Origin of the sequence: Trabulsiella odontotermitis, assembly GCF_030053895.1 — a bacterium.
In the GTDB taxonomy this organism is placed as follows: Bacteria; Pseudomonadota; Gammaproteobacteria; order Enterobacterales; family Enterobacteriaceae; genus Trabulsiella; species Trabulsiella odontotermitis_C.
The window spans coordinates 1,454,917-1,470,961 of the sequence record NZ_CP125781.1; the positions used below are offsets into that span (position 1 = coordinate 1,454,917).

The window sequence follows — 16,045 nt, forward strand, 5'->3', positions numbered from 1 at the left end:
GTTAGCGCCGGCGTTTTCGATCGCGACTCTGAAAATTATACGCAATCCTGACGGGCACTTCTGGCCACTGACGTTTAGTTCGTCATTAAACATTATGCCGCGAAAGCAGGACTTGAACCAAATCATAAAATCGATTCAGCAAGCGGAAAACGTGTAATGAATAATTTCGCGCTTCAAAATAAATGTGATGGTTAAATACCAGACCCGACGAGGTGAAGCAATGGCAGGGGGGGTAAAAATTTGAAGTACGCCACAAAAAAGCACCCGACCGGGTGCTTTTTTACGCAGCATCGTCAACCTGGCATCACTGTTGCAGTTCTTTCTCAGTGAAGAGATCGGCGAACAGTGCGGTGCTCAGATAACGCTCACCCGAAGACGGTAGGATAACCACAATATTCTTATTGGTAAAGGTTTCATCTTCCTGCAGCTTCAGCGCCGCCGCAACCGCTGCCCCGGAAGAGATCCCTGCCAGAATACCTTCTTCTTCCATCAACTGACGCGCTGTGGAAATGGCTTCTTCGTTGGTGATGGCGACGACTTTGTCGATAAGCTTCAGATCCAGATTACCCGGAATGAAGCCCGCGCCGATACCCTGGATTTTGTGCGGGCCGGGTTTGATTTCTTCGCCCGCCAGCGCCTGCGCGATGACCGGTGAATCAGCCGGCTCAACCGCGACGGTAATCAGGTCGGTCTTGCCTTTCGTACCTTTGATGTAGCGGGTGACGCCCGTCAGCGTACCGCCGGTGCCTACGCCTGAGATAAACACATCGATCTGGCCATCAGTGTCTTCCCAGATTTCCGGGCCGGTGGTTTTCTCGTGAATTTCCGGGTTGGCCGGGTTGCTGAATTGCTGCAGCAGCAGATATTTTTCTGGATCGCTGGCAACAATTTCTTCTGCTTTCTGGATAGCGCCTTTCATGCCTTTCGCGCCTTCCGTCAGCACCAGATTAGCGCCGAGCGCTTTAAGCAGCTTACGGCGTTCAATACTCATCGTTTCCGGCATGGTCAGCGTCAGCTTGTAACCGCGAGCAGCGGCAACGTAGGCCAGCGCAATCCCGGTGTTACCGCTTGTCGGCTCAACCAGCTCGACGCCAGGCTTAAGTACGCCACGCTTTTCGGCATCCCAAATCATATTGGCACCGATACGGCATTTGACGCTAAAGCTTGGGTTACGGGATTCTACCTTCGCGAGAATGCGTCCGTTACCGATTCGGTTCAGTCGAACCAGCGGCGTATGACCGATTGTCAGCGAATTATCTTCAAAAATCTTGCTCATAGCCCGTCCTTAACTGTTTGAAATTGGGAACCGCCCTCAGCATACCTGCTCAGGGAATATGCGGAAGTACGGATTTCGCATATCTATATGCTGATGTGAAATAAAGATGATCGGTATGGAATAAGGGTGGCATAAGCCACCCGGTTTTTCAGATTATTTCCACATCGCGTGTTGGTCGCGGTAGCAGTCGACCCACATGGCAGTGGCGCCGCAGATGGCAACCGGCAGGATCACCAGGTTGAGCACCGGGATCATGGTGAACAGACTGGTCAGCGCGCCAAACTGCATGTTGATGGTTTTACGGGTGCGCAGCGATTCGCGCATGGTGGCGAAAGGCACTTTATGGTTGTCGAACGGATAATCGCAATACTGAATCGCCATCATCCAGGCGCTGAACAGGAACCATAGCACCGGCGCCACAGTCTGGCCGATACCCGGAATAAAATAGAGGATCAGCAGCACTACAGCGCGTGGCAGATACCATGCCAGTTTCTGCCATTCGCGTTTCAAAATGCGCGGGATATCCTTCATGATGCCGAAAACGCCGACATCGGGCGGCGTCGCGCCGGTCAGCCGCGCTTCAAGCTGTTCGGCCAGCAGGCCGCTGAACGGGGCGGCAATCCAGTTGGCAATCGTTGAAAAGAAATAACCGAACACCAGCAACACGGAAATGATGGCGACTGGCCACAGCAGATAGCTCAGCCATTGCAGCCAGTCAGGCACACGGCTCATCAGCGACGGGATCCAGTTGTCGAGCTGAGTAAACAGCCACCAGAATGCGCTTCCCATCAGCACAATGTTGACCAGCAACGGCAGGATCACGAAACGGCGGATGCCCGGTAAACGGATCAGTTTCCAGCCCTGGGAAAAGTAATAGACACCGCTACGCGGGGCAGTTGCAGAAGATGAAACCATGGTCAGGTGATGCTCCTTTTATAACAGCCTGATGAAATGCCCATCTATCTTATCGGGTTGTCCGTGAATAACCAGTTCAGAAATGTTCGAAAAAGCAGCAAAAAGCACGATTTAGTTCATCTTTATGGGGGGAAATCCACCCATGCACTTGCACTTGAGGTCAACGGCAAATACTCTTAGTGAGTAAATGTTTGCCGTGGTGGCAAGGTGTTAGAACAACAGAGAATATAATGATGCAGGATTTGCGTCTGATATTAATCATAGTTGGCGCGATCGCCATACTTGCACTGCTGGTTCACGGTTTCTGGACCAGTCGCAAAGAACGTTCTTCCATGTTCCGCGATCGCCCGCTGAAACGCATGAAGTCGCAGCGTGATGACGATGAGTCTGACGATGACGGCTTTGATGACGAAGGTGTAGGTGAAGTGCGCGTTCACCGGGTGACTCCTGCCCAGAATGCACCGCACGGGGAGAAAGACGCGTCTCGTCAGTCGCCGCAACACCAGTACCAGCCGCCCTACGAGCGTCAGGTTCAACCGGCTCGCCAGGAGCCGTCGGCGCACCAGCCACCGCAATCGCACTCTGCCCCGCGTCCTCAGTCTCAGCCTGCTCAGCAGCCTCATGCGCAGCAGCCAGTGCAACCGCATCAGCCTGCGCAGCAGCAACTGCAGTTTGAGCCTGTCGCGCCACCACCGCCACAACAACCCGCACAGCAGCAGCCAGAACCGGCTACGGTCGAACCTGCACAGCCAGCCCCCGCGCCTGAACCGCAGGTAGTGGAAGAAGCGGCACCTGCTCCGGCGCCTGAACCTGAGAAGAAAGAGCGCAAAGAAGCGGTGATCGTGATGAACGTTGCGGCGCATCATGGCTCGCAGATCAACGGCGAACTGCTCCTTAACAGCATTCAACAGGCTGGCTTTAAATTTGGCGATATGAATATCTTCCATCGCCATCTCAGCCCGGATGGCAGCGGCCCGGCACTCTTCAGCCTGGCGAACATGGTAAAACCGGGAACGTTTGATCCGGAAAGCATGGTCGACATGGCAACCCCGGGGATCACCATCTTCATGCAGGTGCCGTCTTATGGTGACGAACTGCAAAACTTTAAGCTGATGCTGCAATCCGCACAGTACATCGCGGACGAAGTCGGCGGCGTGGTGCTGGACGACCAGCGCCGGATGATGACCCCGCAAAAACTGCGCGAGTATCAGGATCGCATTCGCGAAGTCAGAGACGCCAACGCCTGATCGCTGGTGTTTCGTAATATCTCCTGAACCCCCGCCTGTCGGGGGTTTTTTATCATTGATGGTGTGATATGGACTCTATTGAACAACAACTAACAGAACTGCGAACCACGCTTCGCCATCATGAATATCTCTATCACGTGATGGATGCCCCTGAAGTCCCGGATGCGGAATATGACCGCTTGATGCGCGAACTGCGTGAGCTGGAAGCTCAACATCCTGACCTGATCACCCCGGACTCCCCCACGCAGCGAGTGGGTGCGGCGCCACTGACAGCCTTCAGCCAGATCCGCCATGAAATCCCTATGCTGTCGCTGGATAACGTCTTTGATGAAGAGAGCTTTCTCGCTTTCAACAAACGCGTGCAGGATCGCCTGAAAAGCGCTGACGCATTGACCTACTGCTGTGAGCTGAAGCTCGACGGACTGGCGGTCAGCATTCTGTATGAAAATGGCGTGCTGGTGCAGGCGGCAACGCGTGGCGATGGCACCACTGGTGAGGACATCACCACCAACGTGCGGACTATCCGCGCCATTCCGCTCAAGCTTCGCGGCGATAATATTCCTGCCCGGCTCGAAGTGCGCGGCGAAGTGTTCCTGCCGCAGGCCGGATTTGAGAAAATCAACGAAGAAGCCCGTCGCACTGGTGGCAAGGTGTTTGCTAACCCGCGTAATGCCGCGGCAGGCTCTCTGCGCCAGCTCGACCCGCGCATTACAGCGAAGCGACCGCTCACTTTCTTTTGCTACGGCATCGGCATCCTGGAAGGGGGGGAATTACCGGATACCCACCTGGGGCGTTTGCTGCAATTTAAAGAGTGGGGTCTTCCGGTCAGCGACCGGGTGACGCTGTGTGATTCCCCCGACGAGGTGCTGGCGTTTTACCATAAAGTAGAAGCGGATCGGCCCACGCTTGGGTTTGATATCGACGGCGTGGTGATCAAAGTCAACTCGCTGGCGTTGCAGGAACAACTGGGTTTCGTGGCGCGTGCGCCGCGCTGGGCGGTAGCCTTTAAGTTTCCGGCGCAGGAGCAAATGACCATCGTGCGTGACGTTGAATTCCAGGTCGGGCGCACTGGCGCTATTACGCCCGTGGCGCGTCTTGAGCCGGTGCAGGTGGCGGGTGTGCTGGTCAGCAACGCGACTTTGCATAATGCCGATGAAATCGAGCGTCTGGGGCTGCGGATTGGCGACCGTGTGGTGATCCGCCGTGCCGGTGACGTCATCCCGCAGGTGGTCAACGTTATCCTTTCTGAGCGCCCTGACGATACCCGTCCTGTCGAATTCCCAACCCACTGCCCGGTATGCGGCTCTGATGTAGAACGCGTCGAGGGTGAAGCCGTGACGCGTTGCACAGGCGGGCTTATCTGCGGTGCTCAGCGCAAAGAATCACTCAAGCATTTTGTCTCGCGCCGGGCGATGGACGTTGATGGCATGGGCGACAAAATCATCGACCAACTGGTGGAAAAAGAGTACGTCCACACGCCCGCCGATTTGTTCAAACTGACGGCGGGTGTGCTGACAGGGCTGGATCGCATGGGGCCGAAATCGGCACAAAATGTGGTGGATGCGCTGGAAAAGGCAAAAGAAACCACCTTTGCCCGTTTCCTGTATGCGCTTGGTATCCGCGAAGTGGGTGAAGCGACGGCGGCCGGGCTGGCAGCTCATTTCGGCACCATCGAGGCACTGGCAGCGGCGTCTGTTGAAGAGCTGCAAAAGGTGCAGGACGTCGGCATTGTGGTCGCCACGCATGTCTTCAACTTCTTTGCCGAAGAGAGTAACCGCGACGTTATTCAGCAACTTCGCGATCAGGGCGTGCGCTGGCCTGCGCCCGTGGTCATCAACGCTGAAGAGATTGACAGCCCGTTTGCCGGGAAAACCATCGTGCTGACCGGCAGCCTGAGCCAGCTTTCTCGTGACGAGGCGAAAACGCGACTCACTGCGCTGGGCGCAAAAGTGGCGGGCAGTGTGTCGAAGAAAACCGATCTGGTGATTGCCGGTGAAGCGGCAGGCTCTAAGCTTGCCAAAGCTCAGGAACTGGGGATTGATGTCATCGATGAAGCAGAAATGATACGGCTGCTGGGAGCGTAATATGGACAGCGAGCAGCTTATCGAAATAGCCAACACCGAAATGCCGTTCGGTAAATACAAAGGCCGCAGGCTGATTGATTTACCGGAAGAGTATCTGCTGTGGTTCGCCCGCAAGGATGAGTTTCCGGCCGGGCATTTGGGTCAACTGATGGCATTTACGCTGCTTATCAAAACCGAGGGGCTGACGCATCTGGTTCAGCCCCTGAAAAAACCACGTTAAGCGCTGGCCTGTTTCTGTTGTAGTTTTTCGGTGGCGCGTTTGTAGCGACGCGCCAGTACAGCGCAGACCATCAGCTGGATCTGATGAAAGATCATCAGCGGCAGTACCATCATCCCAATCATGGATGTCGGGAAGAGAATATTGGCCATCGGGATGCCGTTGGCCAGACTCTTTTTCGAACCGCAAAAGACAATCGTGATTTCGTCAGCTTTGCTGAAACCGAATTTGCGCGCCACCACCACGTTGATCAGAATGACCAGCGCCAGCAGTACCAGGCTGACCACCACGATAAACAGCAGCGAACCCATGCCGACTTTATGCCAGATGCCGTTCACCACAGCTTCGCTGAAGGCGGAGTAAACTACTAACAGAATTGACGTTTGATCGGTTTTGGCGATCCACTTTTTATTACGGCTGACCCATTCGCCAATCCACGGACGGGACAGATGACCGAGCACGAAGGGCAGCAGCAGTTGCAGCATGATTTTGCCGACCTGCTCCAGGCTGCCTTCCGCGCCATGAATGTTCATTACCAGCCCAACCAGCAGCGGCGACAGGAAAATCCCTAACAGGCTTGATGCCGAGGCGGAACAGACTGCTGCCGCAACGTTACCGCCCGCCAGCGACGTGAAAGCAATGGCAGACTGCACTGTCGCGGGCAGGATGCACAGATACAGAAATCCGGTATACAGCGCGGGATCGACATTCACCGGTGCCCATTTCGCAAACAACACCCCTAAGACTGGAAACAGTACAAACGTGCTGCACATCACCCACAAATGCAGCCGCCAGTGGCTTCCCCCGGCAATAATGGCTTCACGCGACAATTTTGCCCCGTGCATAAAAAACAGCAGCGCGATAGCCGCTGTCGTCAGACCTTCGAAAAAGGGAACAAAATTGCCCTGAGCGGGAAAGAACGAAGCCAGCAGTACGGTAATGACCAGCGTGAGCGTAAAGGGATCCAGAATGCGAAACAGTTTCATAAACACTCCTCAAAATCGATAACACTATTGTGCGTTGTCTGGTTTGAGAAATAAAACTGAATTCTTGCATCCTTCGCGTCGGGGAGCAGGGGAAGCAAATAGCGAGCAGGCAGAAAGGCTGTCGGCTGCTCGCGTTGAGAACGCCGGGATCAGATATAAATGTCGATCTGGTACTGACTGGCGGCACTATTATTATCTGTCGCCTTGACCTCTTGCGACTGCTGTTTTTGCTGCGCTTCCTCGGCCTGTTTACGTTGTAGCTGGGCAAGCTGCGCCTGCAGCACTTTGATTTGTGCCTGAATCAGCTCCTGCTGTTTTTTCTTCTCTTCGACACTGGCGCTGGAGTTAGGGATATCTTTCAGCTGTTGTGTCAGCTCGCTAATCTTTTTCATGATGCGCGAGATTTGCGCTGCCGTATCGTCGCCTTGCGGCGCGTTCGGTGTACTGCTTTGTATTGATGGTGTTGATGTCAGAATGGTCGTCATAGCAAACTCCTTTTCTCGCCCTAAAATGGCAATATCGGCAGTTTGTTCAGGAACTTGATGGATTTATCTCTACTGCAGACAGCAAAAAGGCGCCTTTAGGGCGCCTTTTTACATTGGTGGGTCGTGCAGGATGACTCGCTTCGCTCGCCCTTCGGGCCGTCGCCGCAAGCGGCTCCGTTGTCTCACTACGTTCGACCCGAACCTGCGGCAGGTTCGAATCGTTGAGATTGCAGATAGCAAAAAAGCGCCTTTAGGGCGCTTTTTTGCATTGGTGGGTCGTGCAGGATTCGAACCTGCGACCAATTGATTAAAAGTCAACTGCTCTACCAACTGAGCTAACGACCCGAAGTGGTGGGTGATGACGGGATCGAACCGCCGACCCCCTCCTTGTAAGGGAGGTGCTCTCCCAGCTGAGCTAATCACCCACTTCGGTACTTCAATGATAAGAATTCGCTGGCGAGAAAGTGGTGGGTGATGACGGGATCGAACCGCCGACCCCCTCCTTGTAAGGGAGGTGCTCTCCCAGCTGAGCTAATCACCCACTTCTCATTCTTATCTACACGGCGGAGACTACCTGAAGTAGTGGTGGGTGATGACGGGATCGAACCGCCGACCCCCTCCTTGTAAGGGAGGTGCTCTCCCAGCTGAGCTAATCACCCCCGCTGTGTGGAGTCGCATTATAGGGAGAGTTGAAAATGAGTCAACGCATTTTCAAAAGAAATTGTCCGTTCGTCGTAAATTTAAACAAAACTCTCAACCAACCCTCCGCATGGCCTGATTTATAAACAAAAAAGCCAAAGCGAAGCGTCCGGGCGGGAACAACATTGAGGAATCAGACCACAGTGATAGAATACCACCCTGTTTCTCTATTCCAGGATTTGCCGGTTGTCGGCATCTATACCAACGTAAGGCCTTTTCATGAAAATCAAAACTCGCTTCGCGCCAAGCCCGACAGGCTATCTTCATGTCGGCGGTGCACGAACTGCTCTCTATTCCTGGCTTTTTGCTCGTCATCACGGCGGTGAGTTTGTGCTGCGTATCGAAGACACCGATCTCGAACGCTCCACGCCGGAAGCTATTGAAGCCATTATGGATGGTATGAACTGGCTGAGCCTGGAATGGGACGAAGGTCCGTACTTCCAGACCAAACGTTTTGACCGCTACAACGCGGTGATTGATGAGATGCTGGAAGCGGGCACGGCGTATAAATGCTACTGCTCCAAAGAGCGCCTTGAAGCGCTGCGTGAACAGCAGATGGCAAACGGTGAGAAACCGCGTTACGACGGTCGTTGCCGCCATAACCACGAACATCATGCTGATGATGAGCCTTGCGTGGTGCGTTTTGCCAACCCGCTGGACGGTTCTGTGGTATTCGACGATCAGATCCGCGGGCCGATCGAATTCAGTAACCTCGAACTGGATGACCTGATCATCCGCCGTACCGATGGTTCCCCGACCTATAACTTCTGCGTGGTGGTTGATGACTGGGATATGGAGATCACTCACGTGATCCGCGGTGAAGATCATATCAACAACACTCCGCGCCAGATCAACATCCTGAAAGCGCTGAACGCGCCGGTCCCGATGTACGCCCACGTTTCTATGATCAACGGTGACGACGGCAAAAAACTCTCCAAGCGTCATGGCGCTGTGAGCGTGATGCAGTATCGCGATGATGGCTATCTGCCGGAAGCGCTGCTCAATTATCTGGTGCGTCTGGGCTGGTCCAGCGGTGACCAGGAAATCTTCACCCGTGAAGAGATGATCAAGCTGTTCAGCCTCGGCGCGGTCAGCAAATCCGCCAGTGCCTTCAACACCGAAAAACTGCAGTGGCTGAATCACCACTACATTAATACGTTGGCACCGGAGTACGTGGCGACGCACCTGCAATGGCACATCGAGCAGGAAAACATCGACACCCGCAATGGTCCACAACTGGCTGAGCTGGTGAAACTGTTGGGTGAGCGCTGCAAAACGCTGAAAGAGATGGCGGCGAGCTGTCGTTATTTCTACGAAGATTTTGCGGAATTTGACGCCGATGCGGCGAAGAAACACCTGCGCCCGGTTGCGCGTCAGCCGCTGGAAGTGGTGCGTGACAAGCTGGCTGCCATCAGCGACTGGACGGCTGAAAACGTGCATCACGCGATTCAGGCGACCGCGGATGAACTGGAAGTCGGAATGGGTAAAGTGGGTATGCCGCTGCGCGTTGCCGTGACCGGTGCGGGTCAGTCTCCGGGACTGGACGTTACCGTTCATGCGATCGGTAAAACCCGCAGCATTGAGCGTATCAATAAAGCGCTCGCCTTTATTGCGGAACGCGAATCCCAGCAATAAGCGACAGGCTAAGATAACGGCAGGGAAAACCTGCCGTTATGATAACGCGGCGTCAGCTATGCCAAGACGCGCCATAAATCCGCTAATCCCTTCACGTGACAGCAACACCACCAGCCGCTGTTTTTCCGCGTCGGTCATCACCTGTAAAATATCGGCAATCTGCCGCAGCGCAGGATCGGCTTCTTTTACAACATAATTCTGTACCGGCTCAGCAAGCTGATACTGTGTCGACCTGCGGCGCAATGCCGGTGTGTTCGCCAGATATTCCCTGACGTGATGATCGATATGAACCAGTCTTGCGCGCCCACCTTTGACACCCGGAATCGTTTCTGTTTGCCAGCCCTGTTCGCGGATCCATCTGTTGACGGTCTGTTTTGCGATGCCGAGGCACTGGGCCAGCTCTTCCGTGGTCATTTTGCTATGTAATATTTTCATAGATGTTGTTAGCTTCGAATGCCCAGACGTTGTAATAATCCCGAGATACCCTCACGCAGCAGAAGTGACGTCAGATGCTGGCGTTCCGCATCGGTCATCTCTTTGGCGAGGGTAAGAAGAAGTGAGTCAAAGCTGTTGCTGGCGGGGTGCACCGTGGCCGCACTGTTGGCTGCTCTTTGCGCGCTGCGGATAAACTCTCTCACTTTGTCATTAACATGCACCAGGCGTGCTTTGCCGCCCTGGACACCGGGGCGAGGAGAGGTTTCCCAACCTTCTTTTCTCACCCATTTGTTAATGGTTTGCCGGCTGTAACCGGTCAGATGAGCAATTTCCTCCGGCGTCATTCGTTCCTTGAGCATAGTATTTCCTGACTGGAAGTGTGGGAATTAGTGGTTCCTGTTATAGCATCATTTTAGTGGAAAATGTGACAGCTTTTCGTACCGTCTGCGAAGCTGCTCGCAATGTCATTCATTTGTCTGCTTTTTCAGCGATTGAAATGGAGGGAGAGATTTTGCCGTTGACACCTGGCAATGGAATTCATATTATGCCGCCCGTCAACACGACAGCTTTACGTGTCGGGGCTATAGCTCAGCTGGGAGAGCGCTTGCATGGCATGCAAGAGGTCAGCGGTTCGATCCCGCTTAGCTCCACCAAATCCTGCTCCCATCAGGTTTGGTACGTAAAACACCCGTGGGGCTATAGCTCAGCTGGGAGAGCGCTTGCATGGCATGCAAGAGGTCAGCGGTTCGATCCCGCTTAGCTCCACCAAATTTAGGAACCCTCGCTCAGGCGGGGGTTTTCTATTTCTGTTATTCTTATCACTCAGACGCCTTAAATTAAATTACCTGATCTTTCGGCTACCGCTAAAACCAGGATTTTTTCGCATGCGTGTAAACTTGATTCGCGCAATTAATGAACTTACTATCTGTGCCGCTAAACCAGCACGGCCCAGGAATTTTTGTTAACCATCATGCGCATCACTCTGAACGCTCCCGCCAAAAAGTTTCTTCTTGCGCTACTCCTGTGTCTGATCTTTATTCCGCTTTCGCGTTTTATTTCGCCGCGGGCAATCATCGATGGCAATAATATTTATCTGGCCTGGATGCCGCTCAGCGTGATGCTGGCCATCATGTTGTTGTTTGGCCGCCATGCGGTACTGCCGCTGATCATTGGGTTGTCGCTGAGTAACGACTGGATGCTGAATCTGCCGTACCCCCAGTCGCTGGTACTGATTTCCTGTCAACTTTCCGGTGTATTCGTGACCAGCGCGTGCATCCGCCTGCTGGCAGGGCGGCGCTGGCGGTTTGGGCTGCCGGGCAAAAACGTGGGTGTACGGATTTTCTGGTTCGGATTCATTTCGCCTGCGGTAATAAAATGTTCGATGTATTTAGCGGGGGAATACATGGACTTTCCGCTGACCGTCTCCAGCTATTTTGATTCAACGTCAGTGATCTATCTGATCGTGGATGTCCAGAGTCTGGTCTGTGCAGCGCTGATTTTCACCATGCTGTTTTATTATCCGATGCGTATGATCCTCAACCCGCGCTATGCCCGGGCTTTCTGGATGCGCAACGTACAGCCCAGTATCACTCGTCCACGCCTGTTCTTTACGCTGTACTGGGCGCTGGCGCTGGCCGTAGTATTAATCATCCTTTGCGCGCCTTACGAGTCAGACTATATTGCCGGTTACCTCGTCCCGGTTATCTTCATTCTTTATTTCCTCGCGGTGAGCCGGATGAGCTGGCCCTTTCTCAACCTGACGTGGGCGGCTTCTGTCTTCTTGCTGGTGGCCTATAACAAAAACTTCCTGCACGGCGTGGATACCGAGTATTCGCTGTCGTTTGTTCTGTCCGTTCTGATCTCTTTTACGATTTGTATTCTGTACATGTCGCAAATCTATTTCCGCAGCGACGTGCTGAAGCGCAAATGGCACAGCCAGGCGATGCAGGATCCGCTCACCGGTTTGCCCAACCTGCGCGCCCTCGAAGACTATTTAGCCGCACATCCTAAGGTCAGCGTCTGTTGTCTGCGCATGGATAATCTGGAGTTTCTCAGTCGTCACTACGGCATGATGATGCGGGTGCACTGCAAGCGCATTATTACCCGCGATCTACAACCGCTACTCGGCCCCGAAGAGAAACTGTTTCAGTTGCCGGGGAATGAGTTGTTGCTGGTGCTGAACGGACCAGAAACGATGTCGCGCCTGACGCATATCGTCGATTTTCTCAACAGCCGTCCCATCTACTGGAACAACACCCGGCTGGAGTTGCTGTTCGGCGCCGCCTGGGGTGTGGTGGACGGGCAGGGCGAAGATTTGCACCATACGCTGGGACAACTGAGCTGGTTGTCCGAAGAAGCCTGTCAGACGCAGCACGTGCTGGCGCTGGACAACAGCCAGTCGACGGTCTCTGACCAGACGACCGAACGCGTCCTGCTACTCAACCGTATTAAACGCGCGCTGGAAGGCAATGGCATCGCGCTGTATGCACAGCCAATCGTCAATGCGCAAGGGGATGGGTATCACGAGATCCTGACCCGTCTGGTTTGTGATGGAGAGACCATCACGCCTGATCTTTTCATTCCGGTGGTGGCGCAGTTCAACCTGAGCAAGCGGTTTGATATGCAGGTACTGGAGACGCTGTTTACCTCACTGCATGCGCATCCGGGGCAGCATTTCTCAGTCAATCTGCTGCCCTTCACGCTGATGCAAAAAGAGAGCGCGGCGGAAATCATTGCTCTGTTTACGCGACATGGCGTGGACGCACGGTCTATCACCATCGAAATTACCGAAGAGCAGGCGTTTTCCCATTCGGAAATCAGTGTCAAAAACATCCAGCAGTTGCATGACTTTGGCTGCAAAATCGCGATTGACGATTTTGGCACCGGCTATGCCAACTATGAACGGCTGAAAACCCTGCAGGCGGATATCATCAAAATTGATGGCTGCTTTGTGCGTGACATCATGACGGATTCGATGGACAGCATGATTGTGAAATCGATTTGCGACATGGCGAAGGTGAAGAACCTGACGACGGTCGCGGAATATGTCGAAACCGACGAGCAGAGAGCGTTGCTCCTGAAGCTTGGCGTCGATTATCTGCAGGGGTATCTGTTAGGGAAACCACGACCACTCAGCGAATTACAGGCGTAAAAAAAACCGGCACGAATGCCGGTTTTTTTATTGCTGCGGCTTACAGAACCAGCGCGGCAATAGAGGCAGACAGCACGCTCACCAGCGTAGAGCCGTAAACCAGTTTCAGACCGAAACGGGAAACGACGTTACCCTGCTCTTCGTTCAGACCTTTAATCGCACCCGCGATGATGCCGATAGAAGAGAAGTTAGCGAAGGAGACCAGGAAGATAGACAGGATGCCTTCTGCACGTGGAGACAAGGTGCCAGCCACTTTCTGCAGATCCATCATTGCCACGAATTCGTTGGAAACCAGCTTGGTTGCCATAATACTGCCGACCTGCAGCGCTTCGCTCGCCGGAACCCCCATCACCCAGGCAATCGGGTAGAAGATATAGCCGAGAATGCCCTGGAAGGAGATACCCAGCACCGCAGCGAACAGCGCGTTCAGACCAGAGATCAGCGCGATAAAGCCGATCAGCATCGCCGCAACGATAATCGCAACTTTAAAACCTGCCAGGATGTATTCACCGAGCATCTCGAAGAAGCTCTGACCCTCATGCAGATTAGACATCTGCAGGTTCTCTTCACTCTCTTCGACGCGGTACGGGTTCACCAGCGACAGAACGATAAAGGTACTAAACATGTTAAGCACCAGCGCGGCAACCACATATTTCGGTTGCAGCATGGTCATGTAAGCACCGACGATGGACATTGACACAGTAGACATCGCCGTTGCCGCCATGGTGTACATGCGGTTGCGGGACATCTTGCCGAGAATGTCTTTATAGGCAATGAAGTTTTCTGACTGACCCAGAATCAGGGAGCTGACCGCGTTGAAAGATTCCAGTTTCCCCATACCGTTGACTTTAGACAGCACGGTCCCGATGGCGCGAATGACAATCGGCAGAACACGGATATGCTGCAAAATACCAATCAGAGCAGAGATAAAGACGATCGGGCACAGGACTTTCAGGAAGAAGAAGGCCAGGCCTTCGTCGTTCATTTTGCCGAAGACGAAATTTGTCCCTTCATTGGCGAATCCGAGCAGTTTTTCAAACATTTCGGAAAAGCCTTTTACAAATCCAAGGCCGATATTTGAGTTCAGGAAGAACCAGGCCAGTAAAACTTCAATAACAAGTAATTGCACAACGTAGCGGATGCGAATTTGTTTACGGTCATGACTGACCAGCAACGCAAGAATCGCTACCACAACAAGCGCGAGGACAAAGTGCAAAACGCGGTCCATATTTGCTCCAAATATGAGGCAGGTTAAATTTCCGTGCACATTCTATGCAACAAGCTAAAAGAAAACGAGATCCATGCCGCATTATAATAACAGCCTGTGAGTAAACTATGAGAAAAGTGATCAGGCATACATTTTTGTTATGTTTGGTAAATGTATTAAAAGTTGTGTTTTTGTTCTAATCTTGATAACAAGGTAGCATGTGACAGAACACCTTGCCCGCACCTCATTTAAATTCAGCCCTGCTTATCGTTCATAGCTATCAGAGAAATCATTATCACCTTTCCAAATGAACTTGATAATCATTCTCATTTTAGTAATATGAAACATAGCAAAGGCTATATTTCAGAGGCAGAAAATGACGAACAGTCGCGTTGAGAACAGTCGTGGTCGTGCAGCGCGCCGAATGAGGCTGGCGCTGATGGGGCCAGCATTCATTGCTGCCATCGGGTATATTGACCCGGGTAACTTTGCGACCAACATTCAGGCGGGCGCCAGCTTTGGCTATCAATTGCTGTGGGTCGTGGTGTGGGCAAACCTGATGGCGATGCTAATCCAGGTACTGTCGGCAAAACTCGGTATTGCGACCGGAAAAAACCTCGCTGAACAAATTCGCGACCACTATCCGCGCCCGTTCGTCTGGTTTTACTGGGTGCAGGCGGAAATCATCGCGATGGCGACCGATCTCGCGGAGTTTATCGGTGCCGCTATCGGCTTTAAGCTCATTTTAGGTATTTCACTTTTACAGGGTGCGGTACTGACCGGGATCGCGACCTACCTGATTTTGATGCTGCAACGGCGCGGTCAGAAACCGCTGGAAAAAGTGATAGGTGGCCTGCTGCTGTTTGTTGCTGCGGCATATATCGTTGAACTGATTTTTTCTCAGCCCCGACTGGCGCAACTCGCCAAAGGGATGGTTATCCCGTCATTACCCACCAGTGAAGCCGTTTTCCTGGCCGCCGGGGTACTAGGGGCGACCATCATGCCGCACGTCATCTATTTACACTCTTCACTGACGCAATATCTTCACGGCGGTACGCGCAAGGAGCGTTACAACGCCACCCGCTGGGATGTGGCGATAGCCATGACCATTGCCGGTTTTGTTAACCTGGCGATGATGGCGACGGCCGCGGCGGCTTTCCACTTTAACGGTCATACCGGTATTGCTGATCTGGATGAAGCCTATCTGACGCTGGAGCCGTTGCTCAGCCATGCGGCGGCCACGATATTCGGTCTGAGTCTTATCGCCGCGGGTCTCTCCTCAACGGTAGTCGGTACGCTGGCAGGGCAGGTGGTGATGCAGGGGTTTATCCGCTTCCATATTCCGCTGTGGTTCCGTCGCCTCGTCACCATGCTCCCATCATTTATTGTGATTTTAATGGGGCTTGACCCGACCCGCATTCTGGTCATGAGTCAGGTTCTGCTCAGTTTTGGTATCGCACTGGCGCTGGTTCCGTTACTGATTTTCACCAGTAATAAGACGTTAATGGGTGATTTAGTCAATTCACAATTAGTGAAACGCACCGGCTGGACTATCGTCTTTCTGGTGGTCGCACTGAACGCCTGGCTGTTAATCGGTACCGCACTCGGACTGTAAGAAAGTCCTTAAATCTCTGGCTTTCCAGCCGGCCTGGCAACGTGAAACCCGCGTGCCAGGCGGTTCTTAAATCATTCACAACCATTTTGTGAT

14 protein-coding genes, 6 tRNA genes and 1 other RNA gene are annotated in these 16,045 nt (G+C 53.3%); 9 read left to right on the top strand and 12 right to left on the bottom strand.

What is annotated here, in order from left to right; translation table 11 throughout:
• Window positions 1-304: 304 nt before the first annotated feature.
• Window positions 305-1,276 (bottom strand): cysteine synthase A, encoded by a 972-nt coding sequence (cysK, locus tag QMG90_RS06960; RefSeq protein WP_283283141.1) that lies wholly within the window; start codon window positions 1,274-1,276, stop codon window positions 305-307.
• 153 nt (window positions 1,277-1,429) lie between these two features.
• Window positions 1,430-2,191 (bottom strand): sulfate transporter CysZ, encoded by a 762-nt coding sequence (gene cysZ / locus QMG90_RS06965; RefSeq protein ID WP_283283142.1) that lies wholly within the window; start codon window positions 2,189-2,191, stop codon window positions 1,430-1,432.
• 230 nt (window positions 2,192-2,421) lie between these two features.
• On the opposite strand from cysZ, the gene zipA reads away from it, so the two are divergent.
• The 3 genes from zipA (at window position 2,422) to QMG90_RS06980 (ending at window position 5,742) form a co-directional block, all read left to right on the top strand.
• Window positions 2,422-3,438, top strand: a complete 1,017-nt coding sequence (zipA, locus tag QMG90_RS06970) for a cell division protein ZipA (protein WP_283283143.1) — start codon at window positions 2,422-2,424, stop codon at window positions 3,436-3,438.
• A 68-nt stretch (window positions 3,439-3,506) separates the two neighbouring features.
• Window positions 3,507-5,522, top strand: coding sequence for an NAD-dependent DNA ligase LigA (gene ligA, locus QMG90_RS06975; RefSeq protein WP_283283144.1), 2,016 nt, complete (start codon window positions 3,507-3,509; stop codon window positions 5,520-5,522).
• 1 nt (window position 5,523) lies between these two features.
• A complete protein-coding gene (locus QMG90_RS06980) occupies window positions 5,524-5,742 on the top strand; it encodes a DUF3820 family protein (RefSeq protein ID WP_054179481.1) in 219 nt (72 codons plus the stop codon).
• On the opposite strand, the gene QMG90_RS06985 is transcribed toward QMG90_RS06980, so the two are convergent.
• The 7 genes from QMG90_RS06985 to QMG90_RS07015 all read right to left on the bottom strand — a co-directional run bounded on the left by QMG90_RS06985 (window position 5,739) and on the right by QMG90_RS07015 (window position 7,869).
• Entirely contained in the window at window positions 5,739-6,725 is a 987-nt protein-coding gene (locus tag QMG90_RS06985; RefSeq protein ID WP_283283145.1) for a bile acid:sodium symporter family protein, read from the bottom strand. The two genes, QMG90_RS06980 and QMG90_RS06985, sit on opposite strands and share 4 nt — an antisense overlap.
• Before the next feature lie 149 nt (window positions 6,726-6,874).
• Window positions 6,875-7,210, bottom strand: a complete 336-nt coding sequence (locus tag QMG90_RS06990) for a FlxA-like family protein (protein WP_283283146.1) — start codon at window positions 7,208-7,210, stop codon at window positions 6,875-6,877.
• A gap of 114 nt (window positions 7,211-7,324) precedes the next feature.
• Window positions 7,325-7,450: non-coding RNA, RtT sRNA (locus tag QMG90_RS06995), on the bottom strand.
• A 29-nt stretch (window positions 7,451-7,479) separates the two neighbouring features.
• Window positions 7,480-7,555, bottom strand: a tRNA-Lys gene (locus QMG90_RS07000).
• A gap of 4 nt (window positions 7,556-7,559) precedes the next feature.
• A tRNA-Val gene (locus QMG90_RS07005) sits at window positions 7,560-7,635 on the bottom strand.
• Between the two features lie 40 nt (window positions 7,636-7,675).
• Window positions 7,676-7,751: transfer RNA gene (locus QMG90_RS07010), tRNA-Val, on the bottom strand.
• Between the two features lie 42 nt (window positions 7,752-7,793).
• Window positions 7,794-7,869, bottom strand: a tRNA-Val gene (locus QMG90_RS07015).
• A gap of 259 nt (window positions 7,870-8,128) precedes the next feature.
• Here QMG90_RS07015 and gltX point away from each other — a divergent pair.
• Window positions 8,129-9,544, top strand: coding sequence for a glutamate--tRNA ligase (gene gltX, locus QMG90_RS07020; protein WP_283283147.1), 1,416 nt, complete (start codon window positions 8,129-8,131; stop codon window positions 9,542-9,544).
• 36 nt (window positions 9,545-9,580) lie between these two features.
• Here the strand turns inward: gltX and QMG90_RS07025 are convergent, their stop codons facing one another.
• Window positions 9,581-9,979, bottom strand: coding sequence for a YfeC-like transcriptional regulator (locus QMG90_RS07025; protein WP_283283148.1), 399 nt, complete (start codon window positions 9,977-9,979; stop codon window positions 9,581-9,583).
• Between the two features lie 8 nt (window positions 9,980-9,987).
• The gene (locus tag QMG90_RS07030; RefSeq protein WP_283283149.1) at window positions 9,988-10,338 is read right to left on the bottom strand and encodes a YfeC-like transcriptional regulator; all 351 of its coding nucleotides are present in this window, start codon (window positions 10,336-10,338) and stop codon (window positions 9,988-9,990) included.
• Between the two features lie 218 nt (window positions 10,339-10,556).
• Between QMG90_RS07030 and QMG90_RS07035 the strand changes: the two genes are divergently transcribed.
• The 3 genes from QMG90_RS07035 (at window position 10,557) to QMG90_RS07045 (ending at window position 13,130) form a co-directional block, all read left to right on the top strand.
• Window positions 10,557-10,632 (top strand) — tRNA-Ala (locus tag QMG90_RS07035).
• A 39-nt stretch (window positions 10,633-10,671) separates the two neighbouring features.
• A tRNA-Ala gene (locus QMG90_RS07040) sits at window positions 10,672-10,747 on the top strand.
• 202 nt (window positions 10,748-10,949) lie between these two features.
• Window positions 10,950-13,130 carry an EAL domain-containing protein gene (locus QMG90_RS07045; RefSeq protein ID WP_283283902.1) on the top strand — a complete coding sequence of 727 codons (2,181 nt, stop codon included), beginning with the start codon at window positions 10,950-10,952 and terminating at the stop codon, window positions 13,128-13,130.
• Window positions 13,131-13,170: 40 nt separating this feature from the next.
• Here the strand turns inward: QMG90_RS07045 and QMG90_RS07050 are convergent, their stop codons facing one another.
• Complete coding sequence (locus QMG90_RS07050; protein ID WP_283283150.1) at window positions 13,171-14,358, bottom strand: NupC/NupG family nucleoside CNT transporter; 1,188 nt, start codon at window positions 14,356-14,358, stop codon at window positions 13,171-13,173.
• Window positions 14,359-14,676: 318 nt separating this feature from the next.
• Here QMG90_RS07050 and QMG90_RS22525 point away from each other — a divergent pair, with 318 nt between their 5' ends.
• Complete coding sequence (locus tag QMG90_RS22525) at window positions 14,677-14,733, top strand: hypothetical protein (protein ID WP_430381686.1); 57 nt, start codon at window positions 14,677-14,679, stop codon at window positions 14,731-14,733.
• Entirely contained in the window at window positions 14,714-15,952 is a 1,239-nt protein-coding gene (locus tag QMG90_RS07055) for an Nramp family divalent metal transporter (RefSeq protein WP_283283151.1), read from the top strand. The genes QMG90_RS22525 and QMG90_RS07055 overlap by 20 nt, the downstream gene beginning before the upstream one ends.
• Window positions 15,953-16,045 lie beyond the last annotated feature (93 nt).